Below are 23,211 nucleotides of genomic sequence, written 5' to 3' on the forward strand. Positions count from 1 at the left end.
AGTAATCTAGTTTTAAAAAAAAACCAGAATAAAGGCATCTTATGGTAGATAAGGCAAGTACGTGCCGCGATGACGGGACTAAAACTGCATCGCCCGGTGTCACTGCGCTGAGTTCAGGAATGACGATACTATTTTCATTGACCTGTGCACTGGCGGTAGCCAATGTGTATTCTGCGCAACCGTTACTCCATTCGATGGCGACAAGCCTGAAAGTCTCACCCGCTATGATCGGCAGCGTTGTCACTGCCACACAGGCGGGCTATGCCATCGGCCTGCTGTTTCTGGTGCCGCTCGGGGACTGGATGAATCCTAAACGCATAGTGATGACGCAGTTGCTATTGTCCGTCGTGGCGTTAGTCGTGGCGGGGTTATCACGCAGTGTCACGATTCTGCTCTGCGCCGTGCTGATGATTGGCCTGATGGCCGTGGTGGTGCAGCTTATCGTGGCGTGGGCAGCGAGACTGGCGACGCCACAGAAACGAGGCCAGGCGATTGGCACCCTGACCAGCGGAATTGTTACAGGCATTCTGTTATCCCGTTTTATCTCAGGCGCCATTGCCGATATCGCCGGCTGGCGGGCCGTTTATCTCACCTCTGCCTGCCTGATGTTGCTGATTGCCTGTTTCGTCTGGAAAGTGATGCCATCGCCCCCGCCACTGCCCTGTAAGCCAAGTTACCTTTCCCTGCTGAAGTCGGTTTTTCGGTTGTTTATTACGGAACCTCAACTGCGAAAACGTGGAATGATTGCGCTGCTGATCTTCGCGGCTTTCAGCATGCTATGGACAACCATGGTAATGCCACTTACGGCACTTTCCCTGCCACATACCCAGACAGGGATGTTTGGCTTAGCCGGAATTGCTGGCGTGCTCGCGGCATCACGCGCGGGCAAGTGGGCTGACAGAGGATTTGCCCAACGCACAACAGGGTTAGCGCTGGCGCTATTGACGTTCTCATGGCTGCCCGTCGCGTATGTCGAAACCTCTTTGTGCTGGCTGGTGGCGGGCATCATCGCGCTGGACTTTGCGGTGCAGGCCGTTCATGTCACCAATCAGAGTCTCATCATTGCCGCCAGACCCGCAGCAGCAAGCCGTCTGGTCGGTGCTTACATGTGTTTTTATTCGGTGGGCAGCGCAGCAGGCGCCCTCATTGCAACGCAACTGTACGCCTACTGGGGATGGCAGGCCGTCTGCCTTGCCGGTGCCTCGGTCAGCGTGTGTGCTTTTCTTATCTGGTCAGGATCCCGTCAATCATGAAATATCCGCATCTTCTGCTCGCCATCCTGGTTACCGCAATCTGGGGTGTAAACTTTTCCGTCATTAAACTTGGCCTGCACACTATCGATCCCTTCACACTGGCAGCCATTCGCTTCACGCTGAGTGCCCTGCCTGCCCTGTTTTTCATCAAAAAGCCCGATGTGCCATGGTGTTACCTCATCGGTTATGGCCTGATTTTTGGCATCGGTCTGTGGGGGCTGGTCAATCTGGGAATCAAAACAGGCTTGTCTGCCGGGATAGCATCGCTTGTGCTGCAGTTCAGCGCTTTTTTTACCTTATTGCTGGGCAGCATAATATTTCGGGAGCGCCTCAGTCGCTATCAAATCACCGGTTTTGTTATCGCCTGTGCGGGTTTACTAAGCATCGTGTTTGTCACGGATGGCTCGGTTACACTGAGTGGCATGTTGCTGGTCATGGCCGGTGCGCTTGCCTGGAGCATCGCTAACATCATTATTAAAAAGGCAGGCACAAAACAGGTATTCGCCTTTCTGGTATGGTCGAGCGCGTTTTCGCCACTACCGCTTTTTGGGCTGGACTGGCTGGTTAACGGCAGCAACGGCTTTACAGAGATGTTTAGCCACATGGACAACCGCGCGTTGCTGTCTGTTTTATTCCAGGTCTATCCCAATACCCTTTTCGGTTACTGGATATGGAATTCGTTACTCAAGCAGTATCCTGTTTCCACAGTAGCACCGCTTTCACTACTGGTGCCGGTCTTCGGGATTTTAGGTTCCATGATGATATTCGGCGAGCACATCTCACCGCAAAAAATGCTTGCTCTGCTGTTGATTATTATCGGGCTGACGGTGGGGTTATATGGTCAACGACTCGTCCAGCGTGTTCAGTTGCTGCCGCGCAAACGCTAAAAACATCTCCAGCGCGGCGCTGCGGGGCCGACCAGAAGGCACCTGCAGTTGCAGATTGCGCTGGCTCAGTTGATCGATGTCGACAGATCGCATCACCAGTCCATGCGCTTCGGCTTCCTGTAGCACGCTGAAGGCACTACAGATGGTCATGGCCAACGGCGTACGCAGCAGAAACTGGAATAAGGTAGAGAAATTATCGCAGGTCACCACCGGCTCAATCAGGTTGCCACTCATATGGCTCGCCAGCTCAAACAGCTGACGCACGGTGGTATTCTGCTGGGGCAGTGCCAGCGGATAGGGACTGATATCACGCAATGTCACCTGCGGCGCGCTGGCGAGTGGGTGGCTCTGATGCATCACTAACAACACCGGCGCAGGCCAGGAGCCGATAATTTCCACGCCCGTTTCGGCATGAAGACTGAACTGCAGCGCCAGGTCGCACTCGCCGCTGCGTATTCGTTCGGACACGCCCTGCGGGCTGGCGACATTAATGTCAAAGAGGATGCCGGGATTCGTCTCGCGAAAGTCGGCAATCATGCGCGGCAGCAACGTAAAGGCCAGCCCGTCGGTACAGGCCAGCCGAATCAGCGTGCGCCGCACGGCTTTCAGCCCTTTGATCTCGGCCAGCGCATAGTCCATATCCAGCATGTTCTTGCGCACATGGTGGGCAAAAATCTCCCCGGCTTCATTCAGTACCATCCCGCGAGCGTGACGTTCAAACAGCGGAACGCCCACCTGGGTCTCCAGCCGCTGAATCTGACGGCTGATAGCCGACACCGCAATAAACAACTGTTCGCTCGCCGCACTTAACGAGCCCGTATTCGCCACGGCGAGAAAATAGCGGATTTCATTACTGATCATGCGCGCCTCATGCTGGTGCATGCCTCGAAAACGGGCAGGTTAGCTTTGCTTTAAAAGCAAATCTTACTCGATAAATTGATAATTGTGGCAAAGCAGCGTTTCGGAAATGATGGGACAACATAATACGCATAAAAGATACGCAAACATGACAGCGCAAAACGCCATACAACAGGCCACCGCCTGGTTCGACAGTGGGGAATTTCAACGCATTCTGGCGCGTCGCGTGGCGCAGCGCACCGAGAGCCAGCGCCAGGATCGCGACGGCGAGTTGCATCACTATTTACACGATGAGATTGGGCCGCAGCTGCGCGCGCTGGGCTTTACTCTGCACTTTATTGAGAACACCGAAGCAGCCCATCGTCCCTTTCTGGTGGCGGTACGCATTGAAGATCCCGCTCTACCCACCCTGCTGAGCTATGGTCATGGCGATGTGGTGTTTGGCGATGACGAAAACTGGCGCGCAGGGTTAACGCCCTGGGAGCTTGTTGAAGAAGACGACCGCTGGTATGCCCGCGGCAGTGCGGATAACAAAGGTCAGCACTGCGTTAACCTGGCCGCGCTGGAACAGGTGTTTCAGGCGCGCGGCGGCAGGCTGGGTTTCAACTGCAAGCTGCTGTTCGAGATGGGCGAAGAGATCAGCTCGCCAGGTTTGGCACAGCTGTGCCAGCAGCACGGCGATCTGCTCAAAGCCGACCTGTTTGTCGCCTCAGACGGTCCACGCCTGAACGCGGTGCAGCCGACCCTGTTCCTGGGCTCGCGCGGCGCCGTCAATTTTCGCCTTACCATCACGGCTCGCGACAACGCCTATCACTCCGGCAACTGGGGTGGCCTGTTGAGTAACCCCGGCACGCAACTGGCCAATGCCATTGCCTCGCTGGTGAATGCTCAGGGCGTGCTTCAGGTGGCGGCGCTGAAACCCAGTTCACTCACTCAGCAGGTACGCAATATTCTCCGTCAGATTCACGTCGGCGGCATGCCTGGCGATCCCGAGATTGACAGGGACTGGGGCGAACCGGCACTTACCCCCACAGAACGCCTGTATGGCTGGAACACGCTGGAGGTGCTGTCTTTTCTCACCGGCAATCCTGCCCGCCCCATGAACGCCATTCCGGGCGAGGCGACCGCGGTATGTCAGCTGCGGTTTGTGGTCGGCACCGACTGGGAAAATCTGGCGCAGCACGTCAGGAAACACCTTTCACAGCACGGCTTTGACAACGTGAACGTCGAGTTTATGCGCGGATCGCCTGCCACGCGGCTGGATCCCACCGATCCGTTAGTCGACTGGGTGCTGGCCAGCATGGCCGAAACCAGCGGCAAAACGCCGGCACTGCTGCCGAACCTGGGCGGTTCACTGCCTAATGAGGTGTTCTCCGACATTCTCGGCCTGCCCACGTTGTGGGTGCCGCACTCTTATCCCGCCTGCGGTCAGCACGGCGTGAACGAGCATATGCTGAAGTCAATTGCGCGCGAAGGCCTGCAGATCATGACCCGACTGCTGTGGGATTTGGGCGAACAAGGCCGCGAACTGGTCGCGAAGCATCGTCACCATGCCGGAGGTGCCGCATGAGCACACTTAATACCACCGCATCTCTGCACGCGAATAAACCCAGCCTGCACAAAACCCTGTTTGCCACCTGCATCGGTAATGCGCTGGAGTGGTTTGATATTGCGGTTTACGGCTTCTTTGCCAGCTATATCGCCCATGCGTTTTTCCCGACCCGCGATCCGTCCGTGTCGATATTGCTTACGTTCGGCAGTTTCGGTGTGTCTTTCCTGATCCGGCCGCTGGGCGCGATTGTGCTGGGCAACTATGCTGACCGCCATGGTCGCAAAAAGGCGCTACTGCTCTCCATCAATCTGATGATGCTGGGCGGTGCCGTGATTACGTTTATGCCGGGTTACGACAGTATTGGGTTGATGGCCCCTGTACTTATCCTGCTGGCGCGGCTGGTTCAGGGTTTTTCTGCCGGCGGCGAATTTGGCAGCTCGACGGCGTTCCTGGTGGAGCATTTTCCCGAGCGCAAAGCCTTTATCGCCAGCTGGCAGTTTGCCACTCAGGGGGCCAGTACGCTGATGGCATCCGCGTTTGGTCTGGGATTAACGAAAATCCTGACGGAAAGCGAGATTCAGGACTGGGGCTGGCGCATTCCCTTTGCCTTTGGTCTGCTGATTGGCCCACTGGGAATTTATATCCGCCGCCATGTGCATGAACCTGCCAGCTTTGCCACACATCAACCTGATGTTGCCCCACTTAAACGCCTGTTTGGCCGCCAGAAAGAGCTGATGTTGCTGGCGATTGGCCTGATGGTCATCTCCACGGCGGTTAACTACATGCTCAACTATGTACCGACCTATGCCACGCGCAATCTGCACCTGCCCGGCTCTGTGGCCTTTACCGCGACGTTAATGGCGGGTGTGATCCTGACTGTAGTGACGCCGGTTATGGGTCTGTGGGCAGAACGCATCGGCCGGGTTCCGTTGATGTGGGGATCGCTGATTTTACTGATCGTCACCATCTATCCCGCCTTTAAGCTGGTCGTCAGTCACACCACGCCCATCACGCTTGTCGCGCTGGTCTGCTGGATGGCGTTGCTGAAATCGATCTACTTCTCAACCGTGCCGTCGGTCATGGCCGATCTGTTTCCGATGGGCACCCGCGCCAGCGGCATGGCGATCAGCTATAACATCGCAGTGACCGTATTTGGCGGATTTGCACCGCTGATCTGTTCGCTGTTAATCACGGCCACCGGCACCAGCCTGGCACCCGGCTATTACCTGATGGCCATGTCGGTGCTGAGCGGCCTGGCACTGCTGCGCAGCCAGAAGAGCGTGAAGTAGGAGAACAGGTGCACAGGGTTGTGCACCTGACGGATTTTACAAGGTGGCAGAAGTTTGGCTGTTAACGCTTCATTTGCTTCAATAACCCCAGCATCAGTCGGGCTGAGAAAGCTGACTGATTTTTCCTTTCTTTATACCTTGCTAAGAACCCCACCGATTGCTGTCAACAATATTCATCCCCACCCACTTTAGAATGTAACAGTCTTCATAAAACCCGGTAATGGCTCAATGTGTGGTCTGCCACCCCGAAAACGGAACGGTAGAAAAGACGCATTAATACTGTAAACAAGATTAACTTACTCACATGAGGCATCATCTTTATGCCGTCTGGCAAGCTGACGATAATGAAAAATAACAATCCAGTCACGATAAAGAAGCTCTGTGAACCATCATATTCTGCTGCGTTCCAGCAGCAAGACTTACGGAGAACCCACTAACAATTAACACGCACCGTTTTTATTCCAGTGATGGAACGGCAGAACAATAAGGATGCGTTCACCAATACGAGCAAAGGTTATTACAGCGTTATTAAGAACAGCCCATATCGGAAGTATTTTTTTAGCAGCATTAAAACTATCAGACCATGACTTTTCGCCTGGCCAGTGAGACATCTTTCCTCCGCCTGAATATGCTGTTTGTCAGCGACCCGTTCGCCTTTTTCCTGTTGCGCGATTTGGCAGGGATCTGTGAATCATTTCAGATCGGCTTTAACTGTAAAATCTATCCCGTATTCTGTTTAACTCATCCCGGCTCTGGAAACCATTTTGATCTCGCTCAATGTTCTTACGCTTAATGTTGCCTACCCAGGCAGAAACCCGTTTTTTATTACGTGCAATCATGCAAACCTGCCATTATTCGGCCCTCCCTTGCTGAAGATGCAGTAGAAACATTGCGTAATTTACATTAAATACGGACAGACACACCATGCAGATCAAGTAGGTTTTACGTTAAAAATGAGGTGAATATGGATACGTTATATGACTATATTTTTGCGCCCGACATGGGTATTTACCCTGATACATCCGAAGATCTCTCTGAAAAACTCATTGCGCTATTAAATATCAGCACGCAACAGAAAAAAGGCATTTATTTCCCCGCAGGCGTCTACCTTTTCTCGCAGGATATCCAGCTCAAATCGTTTAACTCACTGAAAGGTGATGTTACCGGCACGGTATTTCGCGGTATCAACAACAAACGCGCCGTCATGTTTGGTGACGGTCAATATGGCAACACCGTCGCTAACCTGACAATAGAAAATATTATCTTTGAGAATGCGACGCTGTATTTTTACGGAAGAAAAACCGGCATTAATGTTAACTATAATGTTTTTATTAATACGGTGAGCGATACTAACGAGGCCCAGTTAACCTGCTCAACAAAGGCTTACCTGATTAAGGGCAATGTTTTTATGCGTGGCCGGGGTTATCCCGGCGTGGCGATAAATACCTATGGCAATGCGCCCGGCCTGATAATCGAGCAAAATTTTCTGGGTTCAATAACGGACATTTCTGTTGCGGAAGCGTGGATTGATGCAACCACAAAAGCGATGCTGCTGACGCTTATCGCATTACGCACACGGGGGATAATGACATTTGATGATGAGCAGGGGCACTTTGTTGCCGGGTGGTACTCGACCAGCAATTTGAAAAAAGGGGTTTTCCGTAAAAATTTCTTTTCAGGTAGCACGACTCCCCGCTTGTATAATCCGGCCAGCGGTGAAAATGATATTGTCCGGGATCATGCTGTTTATATTAAAGCCTACGACCAGGTTGAAGTTGTTGAGAACTATTTTTCAGGCTGGCCTGCTGATGCGTCCGGTCAGTTGAAATTCCGTAATGCCCGAGGCCTCGTATTTGCCGGTAACTATCTAAAAAGTATCTCATTTGATGCACGTCCCTACGACGATTTAGCCGTTCAATGGCGCATCATGCAAGATACCTTTATATTCAATAATTATTTGAACGATGGAATGATTAGCTACTGGAGTAACATTTATGATACGCCAGAGAAACACATCACCGTTTCAAAGTATCTGGTGTTCTCTAATCTGTTTATTAATCGCAGCGAAGATTCTCAACTCATTGGCTCGCCTGGCCCTGGCGTCACCCTGTTCCCTGACGCTTTTCTTTGCGCGGAAAACCGCTTTGCCGACAGCGGAAAACGGGTGGTGGTAGCAGGCGTCATCGCAGAAATACCCCTGCCAGCGATCATCGATCTGTTACCTGACTATGCGTTGCCCTATCTGAATCTTCAGCCGATCATGCCAGCCGTGTAGCCTCTCGCTTCGCCCCGGTACCGGCCGGGGTTTATTATTAGCCCGGGCCAGGCTGGACAGCCTGATTTACGCAATTCGAATGGGGCAACAGGCCGAAGCAGTAAACTGGATGTCAGTCCTTGCGTCTGGCAGGCGTCAGCGGCGTGATCCCGTTAACCTGATGATAACAGGCTTCCGGTAAAAAGAGGTCTTTCTGCTCTGCTACCGGACTGCATACTTTTCGGAGAAGCGCATGACAAAGGGAAGATCGAGGTGCTATCGCCACTCAGTCAGCCTTTTTATGGGCAGATGCCGTAACAGGCTGGCAAACGACATACGCCTTGTCCCTCGCCACGAAGAGGCTGTTTTGCACGTTTAGCCGTCCCGATAACTACGGCCTTGCCCCCAAACGCAAAAACCCCCGCCGAAGCGAGGGTTTCAAATTTATGGTGCCCGAACCCGGAATCGAACCAGGGACACGGGGATTTTCAATCCCCTGCTCTACCGACTGAGCTATTCGGGCAACGGGGCGCATTAAACCCTATGCAGGCCCCAGCGTCAAACGCTTTTCACAAAAATGAAATCAACTGCCGCCTTTTCCATCAACCGCAGCAACATTGACCGCCGGTCCCGGTGGCGCATAACTCGGGTGCCGGATTTTCACGCTGTCTAACGCCGCCTGGCTGGCGGTTTTTCGCTGCTATTTTGCTTTATCCACGATTTATCGGCGCTCTTTTTACTAACTGTTTTTTTGCCATAAATCCGTCATCTGCGCTCATTACTCTTAAGATTATTCCTGGACAATCAAGAGCCGCATCATGCAGTTACCCGCCTCTGTGAATACTGTGGTTTCCGCCTCAAGTCGTTACGACGCGCGGGTGTTATGCATTGAGGTCCCTTTTGTCAGTCCGGAGACGGATAACCGTGCGGTGATGGCGCTGTTTGCCGAGCATAAAGATCTCATCGGTTTGCCCGTGGTAGAAAACGGCAAACCGTTTGGCATGATTAACCGCCACATCTTTTTGTCGCAGATGGCGCGCCCGTTCTTTCCCGAACTGTATGACCGTAAAAGCTGCATTGCCTTTATGGATAAGTTCCCGCTGGTGATCGACGTAGAAAACACGCTGGAAAGCGTGGCGCAGCAGGTGGTGGCCAATGGCGATAAGTCCGTCGCTGATGGCTTTATCCTGACGGAGAACGGACACTATATTGGCATTGGTTTAGGGATCGATCTGATCCGCCGCGTCTCCGACTTACAGGCGCGCCAGCATCAGCAGATTTTACAAAGCATTGATTACGCGCGGGTGATTCAGGATGCAATGCTGGACCGATCCAACCAACTGATCGCGACCCTGCTCGACGACTGGTGTCTGTACTGGCAGCCCAGGGACGGCGTGGGTGGCGATTATTACGCCTTTCACCGTCATAATAACGGCTGGCTGGCGGTCATTGCCGACTGTACGGGCCACGGCATTCCTGGTGCCTTTATGACGGTAATTTTGCAGTCTGCGCTGGAAAATGCGCTACGCGAGGCCGATCTGCAGGCGCCTGCCCGCATTCTGCATGCGCTTAACCACCATATTAAACAAACCCTGGGACAGTTAAATGCGTCTCAGCAAACGTCACTCTCTAACGATGGCTGCGATGCCATCGTGCTGTCTGTCGATACCGAACTGCATCAGCTGCGTTGGGCCAGCGCCCGAACCCAGGCATTTATGCTCAGCAACATCAGTAACGAAATCATCGCGCTCAGCCAGGATCGCGTCGGCGTGGGGTATACCGATACGCCGGAGGATTATGACTGGCCGGAACAGAGCCTGGCATTTAATCGCGGCGATATGCTGTTTGTGCTGACGGATGGCGTCACCGATCAGCCGGGTGGCGAGCGCAATATTATGTTTGGCAATAAGCGCATTCAGTCACTGCTGATGCGCTATCAGCATTTGCCTATGGCGGAGTTATCGCTGGCGTTTCAGCAAGACTATTTAAGCTGGCAAGGTAATCAGGCGCGACGCGACGACGTCACCTGGTTTGGCTTTCGCTATTGATTGCACCGGGAAGAAAATGAAAAACGAATCACTCCGTGGTCTGCCGTTCAACACCGAATCGCAATCTGGTCTTATCGCGCTCCAGTACACCGGCTTTTTTTCGCCGCAAAACATCACGGCAATGGGTGAAGTGGTCAAACTGTTTCTGGAGAACCACGAGCAGTCACAGAAAGTGCGACGACGGCTGTTCTCCAGCTTTGTCGAGATCGCGCAAAACATCCTGCGCTACTCGCAGGACAGCCGGGCGCTGAGCCACAACGATCAGCTCTATCGTTTTGGATCGCTGAGCCTGCGCTATGATGGTGGGCGCTACTATCTGGAAAGTGCCAATCTGGTAGGCAGCGATGCCAGCGTTCAACTGCGTGGCGATCTGGACTCGTTACGGGTCATGAACGCAGACGAAATTAAACAAGCCTACCGCAGTCGGTTACGCGCAGAGAGTCCTGTCTGGAGCAAAGGCGCCAATATCGGCTTACTTACCCTTGCCCGCGACGTCAGTGAACCGCTGGAATACTGCTTCCAGCCACTGGAAGCCAGCGAGCTCTCTGCCTTTTGGCTAAAGGCGACAATCTGCCATGACTAAAGAATCCTCTATGCAAACCATTCATCTCACCGCCACCGAATGCACGCCCGCCGTGGAATTTGATTTTGCGGCCCAGCGATTTTCCCTGCGGGGCGAATCCTGGCCGGAAAATGCGGCCGCCTTTTATCGCCCGCTGCAAAGTGCACTGGAATCCTGGCAACCGCAGGCCAGCCAGCTGACTGAAGTCAATATCGACCTGAGCTATTTCAACAGCTCCAGCACCAAAATGCTGTTCGGGCTGTTCGATCAGTTCAACAGGCTGGCGCAGAACGGCTGTGAGATTGTGCTGAACTGGTTCTATGACGCTGAAGATGACGTGTCAGAAGAGTTTGGCGAGGAGCTGTCGCTGGATTTCACCGCCCTGACCGTCACATTACATGCGGAACAGCGCCAATGACGCATCTTAATGAGCTGTTTCTGGAAGAAACCCAGGCGCTGAACCATGCCAGCCATGTGGCGGCGCAGAGCTGTCTGCACGCCGAAGAGTACCGCCAGGCGCTGTCCGATCTTAATAACCACTATCAGCGGCTGATGCGCGAAACCTACCGGCTGATCTCGCGCAGCGATCGAGCCGAGCGTGAGTTAAACCGGGTGAATGAGCAGCTTATTGAGCTGACGAGAGAGCTGGAATACAAAGCCACTCACGATCCGCTGACGAATGTCTGGAACCGCAGCGCCATTATTCAGCGTATCAGCGACACACTGACGCGAACCCCCGCCGCTCTGATCATTCTTGATATCGATTTTTTTAAACGGATTAACGACGAATATGGCCATCCCACCGGGGACAAAGTGATCTGCGAGCTGGTGCAACGTATCCAGCGCAACACACCGGACATTGCCAGCATCGGGCGCATTGGGGGGGAAGAGTTCACGATTATGTTGCCGGATACGTTCCTTGGGGAAGCGGTGATTGTCGCCGGGGCGATTCTCGCCTCACTGAACGCGTCTCCCCTGGATGCGTTGCCCGAGCGGCTGGTCACCGCCAGCCTGGGCGTGAGTTGGGGCGCGGCGGGCTCCCACTTCGAAGCGCTTTATACGCATGCCGACGCCGCACTCTATGATGCTAAAAAGCACGGACGTAACCGGGTATTTTTCCGCTAGCGGGCCGGACGCTGGGCAACCTCAACGGGCGGCGGCGTGGTGGGCGGCAGGAAAATATGATCGAGAAGCTGCCGCATTACCGGCGCGGCCAGCACGCCTTCGCTGCCCCCATTTTCCAGGATCAACGCCACAGCCACCTTAGGATCGTTAAAGGGGGCGAAGGCGGTATAAAACGTATGATCGCGCAGCCGCACCGGGATCATTTTGGCATTGTAGGTCTGATTTTGTTTCAGGCTGAATACCTGCGACGTTCCACTCTTGGCCGCAATGCCATAAGGCGCGGTGTGGAAATACTTGTAGCCTGTGCCGTTCGGCGCGTTAGCCATGCCAAACATCGCGTGACGCACCAGCGACCAGTAAGGGGAATGCGGATCGCCAATCTGCGCCTGCGGCAGTTTCGGCTGGTAAAGCTGCACGTGGTTGCCAAGCTGCGATTTCTCCAGCAGGTGCGGGGCAATGACTCTGCCATTGTTAATCAGCGCCACCAGCGCCTTCACCATCTGGATCGGCGTGGCAATCCAGTAGCCCTGACCAATGCCGACTGACACCGTATCGCCCTGATACCAGGGTTTCTTATGCACTTTCATCTTCCAGTCACGGCTGGGCAGCAGTCCGTTGTACTCTTCATTCAGATCGATGCCGGTGGACTGACCGTAGCCAAATTTACTGAGCATGGTGTGAATACGATCGATGCCCATCATAAACGCCACCTGATAGAAGAAGGTATCCGCCGACTCTTCGATCGCTTTAGTGACATCCAGCGTACCGTGACCGCTTTTTTTCCAGTCGCGATAGCGGCGGTCAGTACCGGGTAATGTCCAGGTGGGCCCGCCAAAAAAGGTGGTCTGTGGCGTAATGACGTGCGTGAGCAGCGCCGACATCGCCATATAGGGTTTTACCGTTGAGGCCGGCGGATACAGGCCCTGCGTGACACGGTTGATCAGCGGTAAATTTTTATCCTGCAGCAGCTTTTTGTACGCCTGATAGCTGATGCCCTTTACGAACGGATTGGGATCGTAGCTGGGGCTGGAAACCATCGCCAGCACTGAGCCGTCATGGGGATCTTCGACCAGCAACGCGGCGCGCTGCCCGACCAGCAGGCTTTCCGCGTACTGTTGCAGATGCAGATCCAGCGTCAGCGTAATGTTCTTTCCCGCCACCGGCGGCACTTCTTTCAGCACCCGGACAATGCGCCCGTGGTTATCCACTTCCACTTCCTGATAGCCGGGTTTGCCGTGCAGCAGGGATTCGTAATAGCCCTCAATCCCCTGCTTACCGATGTTATGGTCGGCAGCATAGTTTTCAGCGATGCCCTCTGCGTTCAGCCGCTTGTAGTCGTTATCGTTGATTTTGGAAACATAGCCGATCACATGCGCGAGATCGGCCCCATAGGGATATTCCCGGTCCTGATAGGTATCAATGCTGACGCCGGTAAAACGGAACTGGTTAACCGAAAAACGCGCCACCTCTTCGTCTGTGAGTTCCTCTTTGAGAATGACGGGCTTATAGCGGCTGGTCTGATGCAGATCGTGCTGAAAGCGCTCAATATCTTCCGGGGTCAGATCAACCAGTGGCGTCAGTTCTTGCAACAGCGCCTTCATGTCCTCCACTTTGTACGGGGTAACCGTGATGTCATACCAGGTCACGTTGCGCACCAGCGGGATCCCGTTGCGGTCAAAGATCAGTCCGCGCGTGGGCGCAATGGGGATCATTTTGATGTCGTTCTCGTTCGAGCGCGTCTGATAATAGCTGTGGTCGCGGACCTGCAGGCGATACAGGTTAAAACCCAGGATGCTAAAGCACAGGCAAACCAGTACAAACGCCATAGCGGCACGGCGGACAAACAACTTCTCTTCAGCGTCGAAATCACGGAAATTCATCAGGCAGGTATTTTCTGTATGGCGTGTTGTTATTAATTGTTCGGCTTCATGATAGTGACATCAGCCCGTCGTGCCAGCGCGAAGATGCACAAGCCTGATGAAAAGTGTGTCATTTAGTGAGAATGTTGCGAAATGGAAAACGGGAGAGGATCATCCGGCCGCAGATGCGCAGCCGGATAAAGGGGCCGATCAGCCACCGTGGGGATTAACCACCCAGCAGCACCGACTCCAGCGCGATTTTAATCATGTCATTAAAGGTGGTCTGGCGTTCTGCGGCCGTGGTCTGCTCGTGAGTACGGATATGGTCAGACACGGTACAGATGGTCAGCGCTTTCGCGCCAAATTCAGCGGCTACGCCGTAGATGCCTGCGGCTTCCATTTCCACACCCAGAATGCCGTACTTCTCCATCACGTCGAACATCTGCGGATCGGGCGTATAGAACAGATCGGCCGAGAAGATGTTACCGACGCGCGCCTCGACGCCCAGGTTTTTGGCCGCATCCACCGCGTTGCGCACCATGTCGAAGTCCGCGATAGCGGCAAAGTCATGGTCTTTGAAGCGCATACGGTTCACTTTGGAATCGGTGGATGCCCCCATGCCGATCACGATGTCACGCAGTTTCACATCGGGACGCACCGCACCGCAGGAGCCCACGCGGATGATTTTCTTCACACCGAACTCGGTGATCAGCTCTTTCGCATAGATAGAGCAGGACGGAATGCCCATGCCGTGGCCCATAACAGAGATTTTGCGGCCTTTATAAGTGCCGGTGTAACCCAGCATGCCGCGCACGTTGTTGACCTCAACGGCATCGTCCAGAAAGGTTTCTGCGATGTGTTTCGCACGCAGCGGATCGCCCGGCATCAGTACGACGTCAGCGAAATCACCCATTTCTGCGTTAATGTGAGGAGTTGCCATGATTCTCTATCCTTTTTAAAAATTTCGCTGTTTTTACAGCATGTTCTTGCCGTAGTCCATGGGGGACAGGTCAAAATAGTGTGCAATCGTCTGGCCGATATCCGCGAAGGTATCGCGGTAACCCAGCGATCCCGGCTCGACCTTCGGGCCGTAAATTAAGATCGGAATATGCTCGCGCGTATGTTCCGTGCCTTGCCAGGTCGGATCGCAACCGTGGTCGGCGGTGAGGATCAAAATATCATCCTCTTTGACCAGCTCCATCAACTCTGGCAAGCGGCGATCGAACAGCTCCAGCCCGCCTGCATAGCCTGCCACATCGCGACGATGGCCCCAGGTAGAGTCGAAGTCTACGAAGTTGGTAAACACAATCGCCTGATCCGGCGCGGTTTTCATTTCCTGGATGGTGGCATCAAACAGCGCATCCAGTCCGGTGGCTTTGACTTTTTTGGTGATGCCCTGCTCCGCGTAGATGTCGGCAATTTTACCTACCGAAATCACATGACCGCCCTTCTCATCCACCAGCTTCTTCAGCATGGTAGGCGATGGCGGCTCCACGGCCAGATCGTGACGGTTACCGGTGCGCTCAAAGCTGCCGGCTTTGTCACCCACGAACGGGCGGGCAATCACGCGGCCAATGTTATAACCGCCTTCCGTCAGCTCCTCGCGCGCAATTTCACACAGCGCATACAGGCGATCTAAGCCGAAGGTTTCTTCATGGCAGGCAATCTGAAACACGGAATCCGCCGAGGTGTAAAAAATCGGCTTGCCCGAAGCCATGTGTTCTTCACCCAACTGGTCGAGAATAACCGTACCGGATGAGTGACAGTTACCGAGATAACCCGGCAACTCCGCCCGCTCAACCAGTTTATCCAGCAGCTCCTGCGGAAAGCTGTTCTCTTTATCGCTGAAGTAGCCCCAGTCGAACAGAACAGGCACACCGGCGATTTCCCAGTGGCCTGACGGCGTATCTTTACCGGATGAGCGTTCGCTGGCGTAAGCGTAAGCGCCTTTTATCTCAGCGTCAGGATCCAGTCCCGGCGGGAAACGCCCGGTAGAAAGCTCGGCCGCTTTGCCCAGACCTAACGCGGTCATATTCGGTAAGTGCAGCGGTCCTTTACGGCCCTGATCCGCTTTACCGTTAAAACAGGCTTCTGCGATATGACCTAACGTATCGGAACCTGCATCGCCGAATTTGTCGGCATCTTTGCTGGCGCCGATTCCAAAGGAATCCAGCACCATAATAAAAGCACGTTTCATGCCAGTCTCCTGCGCTAACGCGCGCGACAAGTCAAAAAAAGCGATCAGATCAGTATACCCGAATCGTCTCCGGTATACAGTCTGTTATCCGCGTTATCCCGCTTCAGTCACACGGCGATAAACCACCGGTGTGGTCGCCGGGGCGCTGTCCCCCAGAGTGATGGCCGCTTTGACAGCGGCGGCGGCCTGCTGCCAGTGCGCTTCGCTGCTGGCATGAATAACCGCCAGCGGGCGTGAAGCGTCCACCCGCTCGCCCAGCGTGATCATGTCGCTTAAGCCCACGCTGTAATCAATGGCGTCGCTGGCGCGCTGACGTCCACCGCCCATCGCAACCACCGCCATGCCTAACGCGCGGGTATCCATCTGCGTGACGTAACCTGCGCCATCGGCATAAACCGCTTTGCTCATCACAGGGGCTGTGAGGTAGCTGTCGTAGCGCTCAACGAAATCGGTTGGGCCACGTTGTGCTGCCACCATGCGGGCAAATACCTCTGCGGCTTTGCCGTTATCCAGCACGGCGAGAAGTTGTTCACGGGCGTCGGTTTCGTTAGCCGCCAGTTTGCCGGAAATCAGCATTTCGCTGCACAGGGCCAGCGTCACGTCCAGCAGGCGCGGATTGCGCTGCTCACCCGTCAGGAAGCGCACGGCTTCGCGCACTTCCAGGGCATTGCCCGCCGAGGAAGCCAGGACCTGATTCATATCTGTTAGCAGCGCCGTGGTACGGCAGCCCGCGCCATTCGCCACACCCACAATGGCCTGCGCCAGACTCTCAGAGGCTTCCCAGGTCGGCATAAAGGCGCCGGAGCCGACTTTGACATCCATCACCAGCGCATCCAGGCCTTCGGCCAGTTTTTTCGCCAGGATCGAAGCGGTAATCAGCGGAATGGAATCCACGGTGGCGGTGATATCGCGGGTCGCGTAAAAACGTTTATCCGCCGGTGCCAGCGAGTTAGTTTGCCCGATGATGGCCACACCAACCTGTTTGATGGTCTGGCGGAAATGGTCATCGCTGGGGAAAATGTCAAAACCGGGAATCGCCTCCAGCTTATCCAGCGTACCGCCGGTATGGCCCAGTCCGCGTCCGGAGATCATCGGGATATAGCCGCCACAGGCCGCCACCATGGGTCCGAGCATCAGCGAGGTCACATCGCCCACGCCGCCCGTGGAGTGCTTGTCGACCACCGGCCCGTTCAGATTCAGTGAAGCCCAGTTCAGGACGGTGCCGGAATCCCGCATCGCCATGGTCAGCGCAACGCGCTCCGGCAGTGACATATCGTGGAAATAGATGGTCATTGCCAGTGCGGCAATTTGCCCTTCGGACACGCTGTTATCGCGCACCCCGTTGATGAAGAAACGAATTTCGTCTTCAGTCAGCGCCTGGCCGTCACGTTTTTTTCGAATGATTTCTTGTGCGAGGTACAATGTCGCCCCCTTACGTCAGGGAAAGAGGAGAAGAGGCGGCCGTGAGCCGCCCGGATGAATCAGTAACCCGACTTGCTGGTGTCGCTGCTGTGCCCAAGCGTGTTGAGCAGATTTGCCAGCAGGCTGGAGGCACCAAAACGGAAATGGCGGGCATCGGCCCAGTCGGCACCCAGCGTGTCATCCGCCAGCTGCAGATAGACAGCGGCATCTTCAGCGGTGCGAACGCCGCCTGCCGGTTTGAAGCCAACCTGCGCTTTCACACCTTTGTCGCGAATGACGCTCATCATGATCTGCGCCACTTCCGGCGTGGCGTTGACCGGCACTTTACCGGTTGAGGTTTTGATAAAGTCAGCCCCGGCATCAATCGCAATTTCAGAGGCCTGACGAATCAGCGCTTCCTGCTTCAGTTCGCCGGTTTCGATAATAACCTTCAGTAAAACGCCGGCTTCCGCACAGGCGGTTTTGCAGGCCTTGACCAGATCAAAGCCGACCTGCGCATTGCCTGCCATCAGCGCGCGATAAGGGAAAACCACATCCACTTCATCAGCGCCGTAAGCGATGGCGGCACGGGTTTCGGCCAGCGCAATCTCAATATCGTCATTGCCATGAGGGAAGTTGGTTACGGTGGCAATGCGCACGTCAGGCGTGCCCTGCTCACGCAGCGTTTTACGCGCCACGGGAATGAAACGCGGATAAATACAGATGGCAGCGGTGTTACCCACCGGAGATTTCGCCTGATGACAGAGCGCGATCACTTTCTCGTCGGTGTCATCCTCGTTCAACGTGGTTAAATCCATCAGTTTCAGGGCGCGCAGGGCCTGCTGTTTAATATCGGTCATGGTGATCTCCAGAACATCGGGTAAACGTTCGCCCACCCTTGAATGTGATAATATTAACAATGATAACGGCCATTTTGTGTGCACCAAATCACATAAAACTATGAAACGGCTGCAAACACTCAGCGAAAATTTAGATTATATGCAAGGTATGGCGCAAGGAAGCCAGTATAATTCAGCCACAGGGATGTTACTATTATAACATTTCACCAGGACACGATGTGACGGCGGGGATTATGCAAGCGAAAACAGCGCATGACTGTTGTGCCATAACGCGTCGGCGATTTCGGCGGGCGGCTCGTCACGCAGTTCACACAACACCTGCCAGACTAAAACGGCGCGCTCGGGTCGGTTTGGCTGGCCCTGGTAGCCGTTCAGCGGCATATCAGGCGCATCGGTTTCCAGCAGCAGCGACGAGAGCGGTAAACGGGCAATCGTCTGCCGGGTTTTACTGGCGCGGGGATACGTAATCGTGCCGCCTACGCCAATCGCATAGCCGAGCTTAATAAACGCCTGCGCCTGCTGCAGGCTACCGGCAAAACCGTGTACGACGCCGCGCCGTGGCACAGCCTGCCGACGCAGATGCAGTGCCAGCTGATCGTGCGTGCGGCGCGAATGCAGGATCACCGGCAGATCGTAACGTTTCGCCAGCTTCAGTTGCGCATCCAGGAAACAGGTTTGCTTATCAAACTGCGGATCGTCCCGATACAGATCCAGGCCGATCTCACCGAGGGCCACCAGCTTTGGGGGCCGCTGTTGTAACAGGCTTTCAAGCTGAGCGAGGTGCTGCTCCTCGTGCTGCTCCGTCACAATCGGATGCAGGCCGAGTGCGGCATATAACGCGCGGTGCTGCCGGGCTAACTGGCAAACAAGGTCAAAGCGCCCTGCCTCGACCGATGGCACAATAATTTTTTCTACGCCCGCGTCCGCAGCCTGGCGCAGACTGACGTCGGCCGAGTCCACAAACGGCGGAAAATCAAAGTGACAGTGGGTATCAACAAACCTCATGTCAGCGGACCCTCGCCATAAGTGCCATCGTTGCCGGTCAGCGGGATGACCGGAGCGATATCCCCCGGCTCATTTGCCACCGGCGCAGAAGGGACCACAATATCCAGCCCTGTGTGGGGCTCGGCATCGCTCAGCCATTGCCCCAGCGTGGCAATAAAGTAGCGACCACAGCGGCGCCCCAGATGGTAATCCTGATTCAACGCGGCAATACGACTGCCCAGTGCGTTACTGGCTAACACGCGCGGCGGGAAGATTTCGATGATACGTAAATCACCCGGCGGCTTTTCAATAAACTGCTGGGTTTCGCGATAGGTCTGCTCGTGATGGTGCAGAATCTTGATCATCGGCTGCAGCGCCCCGCCGCTGAACCAGCGTTCCATACGGGTCACCCAACGGGGCACATCGAACATCTGCGACGGCACGGTACGGATGACCACAATGGTATCGGCCCCGCGTTTTGCCGCTTCGCGTACGGGAATCGCATCGCTGACGCCGCCATCCAGATAGCTTATGCCTTCCAAATCCACGCCCAGACGGTAAAAGCCCGGAATGGCGCTGGAAGCCTTAATAATATCCAGCCAGTTACTGGCTGTGGGGGCAAAGTAACTGGGGGCATAGTCATCACTGCGACAGGCGCACATGTAAAATTGCCGCCCCGAAGCAAACAAGGTTTCTGCGCTGGTCATGGCCAGCGGAAATTCGCTGCGGGTGATATCAATTAACCAGTCGAGATCGATAAGATTACCGCCGCGCAGGAAACGCACGGGGTCAAAGAACAGCTTACTGGTGGTATAGCGGGTAATCACCCGACGTGCATAGCCCGGCTGGCCGCAGACATAAGCGGAAAGGTTCTGCGCACCAGCAGAAGAGCCTAACAGCAACTGAAAGGGATTGAATTTTGCCCGCTGGAACTCATCCAGAACGCCTGCTGTGAAAATGCCGCGCTGGCCGCCGCCCTCGCACACTAAGGCAATCTTGTTGGCTTTAAACGGTGTGAGTGCAAGGGGTTCAATGGCCCCGAGCGTCACGGGAATACGTATACCCAATGTACCGACCTCAGAGTGGGATCCCGAAATACGAATGAAGAGAATGCAGGGAGTTAATTGTGGGTCGATACTAGCACGGAGAACCAGTCAGAGTGTCCATTAATTGTGCTATTAGCGTTGCGCTTTTTAACACTTCGTTGCGAATATGAAGCATCCTTTGCTTCACACTACCTTTCGCGACAAATAACTGGTCTCCGTTTAACGCTGACTATGCCAGCGTTAACCTGTCTGGGTCATCGCTATAGCTTTTTACGGCCAGTAAACAAGCTGATGAGGAACAGAATAATACCCACCACGAACACGACTTTCGCTGCCCATGCTGCGGTACCGGCCAGGCCACCAAAACCTAATGCAGCGGCGATCAGTGCAATCACCAGAAAAATAATGCCCCAACGAAACATAAGCCTCTCCTTAACCATTTTTAATATTGAACTGCTTGTTTCATCCCAGGATGGGTATTCTTATTTGTGCGGCCCGGACAGAGGCCGCACGGAGTCATGTTAAGACTTGACCTTCAGGTCGTTTTTAACACTTTTTACGCCTTCGATAGCTTTCGCGATGCTCTCGGCACGATCGGACTGCGCCTGGTTCGCCACTTCACCTGAGAGCTGTACCACACCGTCGGTGGTTTCAACTTTCACGTTACGTGAAGGAACCTTGTCATCTGCTAATAGCTTAGCTTTAATTTCGCTGGTTGTAGCAGCGTCACCGGCATAACCTTTCATGGACTGCTTTTTCACGTCTTTTACGTGCAGCTTGTCACTAACGGATTTCACGCCTTCCACTTTCTTCACCACGGCCACGGCTTTTTCCGCCTGGTCTTGTGAAGTCACGAAACCGCTCAGCGTCACAACGCCGTTGTGGGTTTTGACCGAAATATCGGTGCTCTTAATCGAGTCGTCATCCACCAGCGCCGCTTTCGCTTTCGCGGTCACCGCGCTGTCGTCCATAAAGCCACCGACTTTCTTCATTGAGCTGTCGATTTTCGCGCCCGCGCTGTCAGCGGTTTGTGACGCTTTCTGAGACGCGGACTCTTCTGCAAAAACGTTTCCGCTTAACAGTGCGGTACCTACCATTGCAGCCATTAATGTTTTAGTAAGCTTAGTTGTGTGCATCGATATCATCCTTCTATCTGTTAATTCGCCCCAGACTGTGGGCGCAAGAGCAGCAAACAACGCTACTGCGGCACAGGACGCATGGAGAAATAAGTCTCTTTAACCGTCCGATGAAATAAGGATAGTCGGGATTTGTCACTTTGCTCGGGTAACTGGTTGATCGTGCGTCAAAAGCGAGGAAAAAGCGTGTTTTAGGAGGGTTCTGTATCGTGGGAAACCGGGCCATTCCCAGGGAGAATGGCCCGGAAAACGCGATTAGTGCTCGCGGGTTTTGCGGAAAATGACGTCAGGATAGCGCTCCTGAGTGATGTTCAGGTTCACCATTGTTGGAGCGATATAGGTCAGATTATCGCCGCCATCCAGCGCGAGGTTGACCTCGTTTTTACGCTGGAAATCTTCAAATTTTTTGGCGTCTTTGCATTCAACCCAGCGCGCCGTCGACACGTTAATCGCCTCATAGATGGCTTCGACGTTGTATTCGCTCTTCAGGCGCGCCACCACCACGTCAAACTGCAGCACACCGACCGCACCGACAATCAGGTCGTTGTTATGCACCGGGCGGAACACCTGCACTGCACCCTCTTCCGACAGCTGGACTAATCCTTTCAGCAGCTGTTTCTGCTTAAGCGGATCGCGCAGGCGGATACGGCGGAACAGTTCGGGGGCGAAGTTCGGAATCCCGGTAAACTTCATGTTTTCACCCTGCGTAAAGGTGTCGCCGATCTGAATGGTGCCGTGGTTATGCAGGCCGATAATGTCGCCCGGATAGGCTTCTTCCACATGCGAACGGTCGCCCGCCATAAAGGTCAACGCATCCGAAATCACTACATCTTTGCCGGTACGGACCTGACGCAGCTTCATGCCTTTTTCATAACGCCCCGACACGACGCGCATAAAGGCCACGCGGTCACGGTGTTTCGGGTCCATGTTGGCCTGAATTTTAAACACGAAGCCCGTGAATTTCTCTTCTTTGGCTTCAACGGTGCGGGTATCGGTCTGGCGCGGCATAGGGCGCGGCGCCCACGCCACCAGGCCATCCAGCATATGATCTACGCCGAAGTTACCCAGTGCGGTTCCGAAGAACACCGGCGACAGCTGACCGCTGAGAAAAGCGTCCAGTTCAAACTCGTGTGATGCACCCTGCACCAGCTCCAGCTCGTCACGCAACTGCGAGGCCAGCTCTTCCCCGACGGCCGCATCAAGGTCAGGGTTGTTCAGGCCCTTAACGATGCGGACTTCCTGAATCGTGTGACCTTTACCGGTCTGATACAGGTAGGTTTCGTCCTTGTAGAGATGGTAAACGCCTTTAAACAGCTTGCCGCAGCCAATCGGCCAGGTGATGGGCGCGCAGGCAATTTTTAGCTCACTTTCCACTTCATCCAGCAACTCCATCGGATCGCGGATATCACGGTCAAGTTTGTTCATAAAGGTCAGGATCGGCGTATCGCGCAGACGGGTTACTTCCATCAGCTTACGGGTACGATCCTCGACGCCTTTCGCCGCATCGATCACCATCAGGCAGCAGTCGACCGCCGTCAGCGTACGATAGGTATCCTCGGAGAAGTCTTCGTGCCCCGGTGTATCCAGCAGGTTTACCAGGCTGTCACGATAGGGAAACTGCATAACGGAGGTAGTAATCGAAATACCACGCTGCTTTTCCATCTCCATCCAGTCGGATTTTGCGTGCTGGTTAGAGCCACGGCCTTTTACCGTACCGGCGGTCTGGATAGCCTGTCCGAACAGCAGAACTTTTTCGGTGATGGTGGTTTTACCGGCATCCGGGTGCGAGATAATCGCGAAGGTGCGGCGGCGTGCCACCTCTTCTAAAAAGGGATTAGACATGAGTGAATTCTTCTCAACGTAGCCACGCACTCTCAGGCGCAGCAGATAAATCACGGTG

General features: G+C 54.5%; 21 protein-coding genes and 1 tRNA gene. 9 read left to right on the forward strand and 13 right to left on the reverse strand.

The annotated features are described in order from the left end of the window. The first annotated feature begins 119 nt into the window (after nucleotides 1-119). Nucleotides 120-1,253 (forward strand): MFS transporter, encoded by a 1,134-nt coding sequence (locus RAC90_RS08270; protein WP_164482555.1) that lies wholly within the window; start codon nucleotides 120-122, stop codon nucleotides 1,251-1,253. Then, a complete protein-coding gene (locus RAC90_RS08275) occupies nucleotides 1,250-2,140 on the forward strand; it encodes an EamA family transporter (protein ID WP_375124219.1) in 891 nt (296 codons plus the stop codon). The genes RAC90_RS08270 and RAC90_RS08275 overlap by 4 nt, the downstream gene beginning before the upstream one ends. Here the strand turns inward: RAC90_RS08275 and RAC90_RS08280 are convergent. Further along, nucleotides 2,087-3,001, reverse strand: a complete 915-nt coding sequence (locus RAC90_RS08280) for a LysR family transcriptional regulator (RefSeq protein WP_164482557.1) — start codon at nucleotides 2,999-3,001, stop codon at nucleotides 2,087-2,089. The two genes, RAC90_RS08275 and RAC90_RS08280, sit on opposite strands and share 54 nt — an antisense overlap. A gap of 145 nt (nucleotides 3,002-3,146) precedes the next feature. On the opposite strand from RAC90_RS08280, the gene RAC90_RS08285 reads away from it, so the two are divergent. Together RAC90_RS08285 and RAC90_RS08290 are read left to right on the forward strand one after the other, a co-directional pair. Next, nucleotides 3,147-4,568 carry a M20 family metallopeptidase gene (locus tag RAC90_RS08285; protein WP_375124220.1) on the forward strand — a complete coding sequence of 474 codons (1,422 nt, stop codon included), beginning with the start codon at nucleotides 3,147-3,149 and terminating at the stop codon, nucleotides 4,566-4,568. Continuing rightward, entirely contained in the window at nucleotides 4,565-5,839 is a 1,275-nt protein-coding gene (locus RAC90_RS08290; RefSeq protein WP_375124221.1) for an MFS transporter, read from the forward strand. The genes RAC90_RS08285 and RAC90_RS08290 overlap by 4 nt, the downstream gene beginning before the upstream one ends. A 440-nt stretch (nucleotides 5,840-6,279) precedes the next feature. On the opposite strand, the gene RAC90_RS08295 is transcribed toward RAC90_RS08290, so the two are convergent. Continuing rightward, a complete protein-coding gene (locus tag RAC90_RS08295; RefSeq protein WP_205950743.1) occupies nucleotides 6,280-6,450 on the reverse strand; it encodes a hypothetical protein in 171 nt (56 codons plus the stop codon). 353 nt (nucleotides 6,451-6,803) lie between these two features. On the opposite strand from RAC90_RS08295, the gene RAC90_RS08300 reads away from it, so the two are divergent. Beyond that, the gene (locus tag RAC90_RS08300) at nucleotides 6,804-8,114 is read left to right on the forward strand and encodes a glycosyl hydrolase family 28-related protein (protein WP_205950744.1); all 1,311 of its coding nucleotides are present in this window, start codon (nucleotides 6,804-6,806) and stop codon (nucleotides 8,112-8,114) included. A 426-nt stretch (nucleotides 8,115-8,540) separates the two neighbouring features. Here RAC90_RS08300 and RAC90_RS08305 read toward each other — a convergent pair. Next, nucleotides 8,541-8,616, reverse strand: a tRNA-Phe gene (locus RAC90_RS08305). Between the two features lie 295 nt (nucleotides 8,617-8,911). Between RAC90_RS08305 and RAC90_RS08310 the strand changes: the two genes are divergently transcribed. The 4 genes from RAC90_RS08310 to RAC90_RS08325 are packed head-to-tail and all read left to right on the forward strand — an operon-like array spanning nucleotide 8,912 to nucleotide 11,828. Beyond that, nucleotides 8,912-10,141 (forward strand): SpoIIE family protein phosphatase, encoded by a 1,230-nt coding sequence (locus tag RAC90_RS08310; protein ID WP_006118246.1) that lies wholly within the window; start codon nucleotides 8,912-8,914, stop codon nucleotides 10,139-10,141. 16 nt (nucleotides 10,142-10,157) lie between these two features. Continuing rightward, nucleotides 10,158-10,724, forward strand: coding sequence for a SiaB family protein kinase (locus RAC90_RS08315; protein WP_006118245.1), 567 nt, complete (start codon nucleotides 10,158-10,160; stop codon nucleotides 10,722-10,724). Beyond that, entirely contained in the window at nucleotides 10,717-11,121 is a 405-nt protein-coding gene (locus tag RAC90_RS08320) for a DUF1987 domain-containing protein (protein ID WP_033739731.1), read from the forward strand. The genes RAC90_RS08315 and RAC90_RS08320 overlap by 8 nt, the downstream gene beginning before the upstream one ends. Further along, entirely contained in the window at nucleotides 11,118-11,828 is a 711-nt protein-coding gene (locus tag RAC90_RS08325; RefSeq protein ID WP_033739733.1) for a GGDEF domain-containing protein, read from the forward strand. The genes RAC90_RS08320 and RAC90_RS08325 overlap by 4 nt, the downstream gene beginning before the upstream one ends. Here RAC90_RS08325 and mrdA read toward each other — a convergent pair. The 10 genes from mrdA to prfC all read right to left on the reverse strand — a co-directional run bounded on the left by mrdA (nucleotide 11,825) and on the right by prfC (nucleotide 23,153). Beyond that, nucleotides 11,825-13,708, reverse strand: a complete 1,884-nt coding sequence (gene mrdA / locus RAC90_RS08330; RefSeq protein WP_039342248.1) for a penicillin-binding protein 2 — start codon at nucleotides 13,706-13,708, stop codon at nucleotides 11,825-11,827. The two genes, RAC90_RS08325 and mrdA, sit on opposite strands and share 4 nt — an antisense overlap. 205 nt (nucleotides 13,709-13,913) lie before the next feature. Next, complete coding sequence (gene deoD / locus RAC90_RS08335) at nucleotides 13,914-14,627, reverse strand: purine-nucleoside phosphorylase (RefSeq protein ID WP_375124222.1); 714 nt, start codon at nucleotides 14,625-14,627, stop codon at nucleotides 13,914-13,916. A 33-nt stretch (nucleotides 14,628-14,660) separates the two neighbouring features. After that, nucleotides 14,661-15,884, reverse strand: a complete 1,224-nt coding sequence (deoB, locus tag RAC90_RS08340; protein ID WP_033739739.1) for a phosphopentomutase — start codon at nucleotides 15,882-15,884, stop codon at nucleotides 14,661-14,663. Between the two features lie 93 nt (nucleotides 15,885-15,977). After that, nucleotides 15,978-17,306 carry a thymidine phosphorylase gene (deoA, locus tag RAC90_RS08345; protein ID WP_054687052.1) on the reverse strand — a complete coding sequence of 443 codons (1,329 nt, stop codon included), beginning with the start codon at nucleotides 17,304-17,306 and terminating at the stop codon, nucleotides 15,978-15,980. 59 nt (nucleotides 17,307-17,365) lie between these two features. Further along, a complete protein-coding gene (gene deoC / locus RAC90_RS08350; protein WP_033739743.1) occupies nucleotides 17,366-18,145 on the reverse strand; it encodes a deoxyribose-phosphate aldolase in 780 nt (259 codons plus the stop codon). A 231-nt stretch (nucleotides 18,146-18,376) separates the two neighbouring features. Next, complete coding sequence (locus tag RAC90_RS08355) at nucleotides 18,377-19,150, reverse strand: TatD family hydrolase (protein ID WP_375124224.1); 774 nt, start codon at nucleotides 19,148-19,150, stop codon at nucleotides 18,377-18,379. Beyond that, nucleotides 19,147-20,196, reverse strand: a complete 1,050-nt coding sequence (locus tag RAC90_RS08360) for a patatin family protein (RefSeq protein ID WP_006118237.1) — start codon at nucleotides 20,194-20,196, stop codon at nucleotides 19,147-19,149. The genes RAC90_RS08355 and RAC90_RS08360 overlap by 4 nt, the downstream gene beginning before the upstream one ends. A gap of 239 nt (nucleotides 20,197-20,435) precedes the next feature. Next, a complete protein-coding gene (locus RAC90_RS08365) occupies nucleotides 20,436-20,597 on the reverse strand; it encodes a DUF1328 domain-containing protein (RefSeq protein WP_003848537.1) in 162 nt (53 codons plus the stop codon). 99 nt (nucleotides 20,598-20,696) lie between these two features. Then, nucleotides 20,697-21,311 carry a molecular chaperone OsmY gene (gene osmY / locus RAC90_RS08370; protein WP_006117598.1) on the reverse strand — a complete coding sequence of 205 codons (615 nt, stop codon included), beginning with the start codon at nucleotides 21,309-21,311 and terminating at the stop codon, nucleotides 20,697-20,699. Nucleotides 21,312-21,566: 255 nt separating this feature from the next. Then, nucleotides 21,567-23,153 (reverse strand): peptide chain release factor 3, encoded by a 1,587-nt coding sequence (gene prfC / locus RAC90_RS08375; RefSeq protein ID WP_039342235.1) that lies wholly within the window; start codon nucleotides 23,151-23,153, stop codon nucleotides 21,567-21,569. Between the last annotated feature and the right edge of the window lie 58 nt (nucleotides 23,154-23,211).

The organism is Pantoea sp. CS_6 (genome assembly GCF_041954745.1).
Lineage (GTDB): Bacteria > Pseudomonadota > Gammaproteobacteria > Enterobacterales > Enterobacteriaceae > Pantoea > Pantoea stewartii.

What these genes read in the sequence shown, in the direction of transcription:
- RAC90_RS08270 (WP_164482555.1), top strand. Translation starts at nt 120, where the DNA reads ATGACGATACTATTTTCATTGACCTGTGCACTGGCGGTAGCCAATGTG.
- RAC90_RS08320 (WP_033739731.1), top strand. Translation starts at nt 10,717, where the DNA reads ATGACTAAAGAATCCTCTATGCAAACCATTCATCTCACCGCCACCGAA.
- RAC90_RS08275 (WP_375124219.1), top strand. Translation starts at nt 1,250, where the DNA reads ATGAAATATCCGCATCTTCTGCTCGCCATCCTGGTTACCGCAATCTGG.
- RAC90_RS08310 (WP_006118246.1), top strand. Translation starts at nt 8,912, where the DNA reads ATGCAGTTACCCGCCTCTGTGAATACTGTGGTTTCCGCCTCAAGTCGT.
- deoB (WP_033739739.1), bottom strand. Translation starts at nt 15,884, where the DNA reads ATGAAACGTGCTTTTATTATGGTGCTGGATTCCTTTGGAATCGGCGCC.
- RAC90_RS08285 (WP_375124220.1), top strand. Translation starts at nt 3,147, where the DNA reads ATGACAGCGCAAAACGCCATACAACAGGCCACCGCCTGGTTCGACAGT.
- RAC90_RS08325 (WP_033739733.1), top strand. Translation starts at nt 11,118, where the DNA reads ATGACGCATCTTAATGAGCTGTTTCTGGAAGAAACCCAGGCGCTGAAC.
- RAC90_RS08300 (WP_205950744.1), top strand. Translation starts at nt 6,804, where the DNA reads ATGGATACGTTATATGACTATATTTTTGCGCCCGACATGGGTATTTAC.
- mrdA (WP_039342248.1), bottom strand. Translation starts at nt 13,708, where the DNA reads ATGAATTTCCGTGATTTCGACGCTGAAGAGAAGTTGTTTGTCCGCCGT.
- RAC90_RS08355 (WP_375124224.1), bottom strand. Translation starts at nt 19,150, where the DNA reads ATGAGGTTTGTTGATACCCACTGTCACTTTGATTTTCCGCCGTTTGTG.
- osmY (WP_006117598.1), bottom strand. Translation starts at nt 21,311, where the DNA reads ATGCACACAACTAAGCTTACTAAAACATTAATGGCTGCAATGGTAGGT.
- RAC90_RS08280 (WP_164482557.1), bottom strand. Translation starts at nt 3,001, where the DNA reads ATGATCAGTAATGAAATCCGCTATTTTCTCGCCGTGGCGAATACGGGC.
- RAC90_RS08290 (WP_375124221.1), top strand. Translation starts at nt 4,565, where the DNA reads ATGAGCACACTTAATACCACCGCATCTCTGCACGCGAATAAACCCAGC.
- RAC90_RS08365 (WP_003848537.1), bottom strand. Translation starts at nt 20,597, where the DNA reads ATGTTTCGTTGGGGCATTATTTTTCTGGTGATTGCACTGATCGCCGCT.
- RAC90_RS08315 (WP_006118245.1), top strand. Translation starts at nt 10,158, where the DNA reads ATGAAAAACGAATCACTCCGTGGTCTGCCGTTCAACACCGAATCGCAA.
- deoC (WP_033739743.1), bottom strand. Translation starts at nt 18,145, where the DNA reads ATGACCGATATTAAACAGCAGGCCCTGCGCGCCCTGAAACTGATGGAT.
- prfC (WP_039342235.1), bottom strand. Translation starts at nt 23,153, where the DNA reads ATGTCTAATCCCTTTTTAGAAGAGGTGGCACGCCGCCGCACCTTCGCG.
- RAC90_RS08295 (WP_205950743.1), bottom strand. Translation starts at nt 6,450, where the DNA reads ATGTCTCACTGGCCAGGCGAAAAGTCATGGTCTGATAGTTTTAATGCT.
- deoD (WP_375124222.1), bottom strand. Translation starts at nt 14,627, where the DNA reads ATGGCAACTCCTCACATTAACGCAGAAATGGGTGATTTCGCTGACGTC.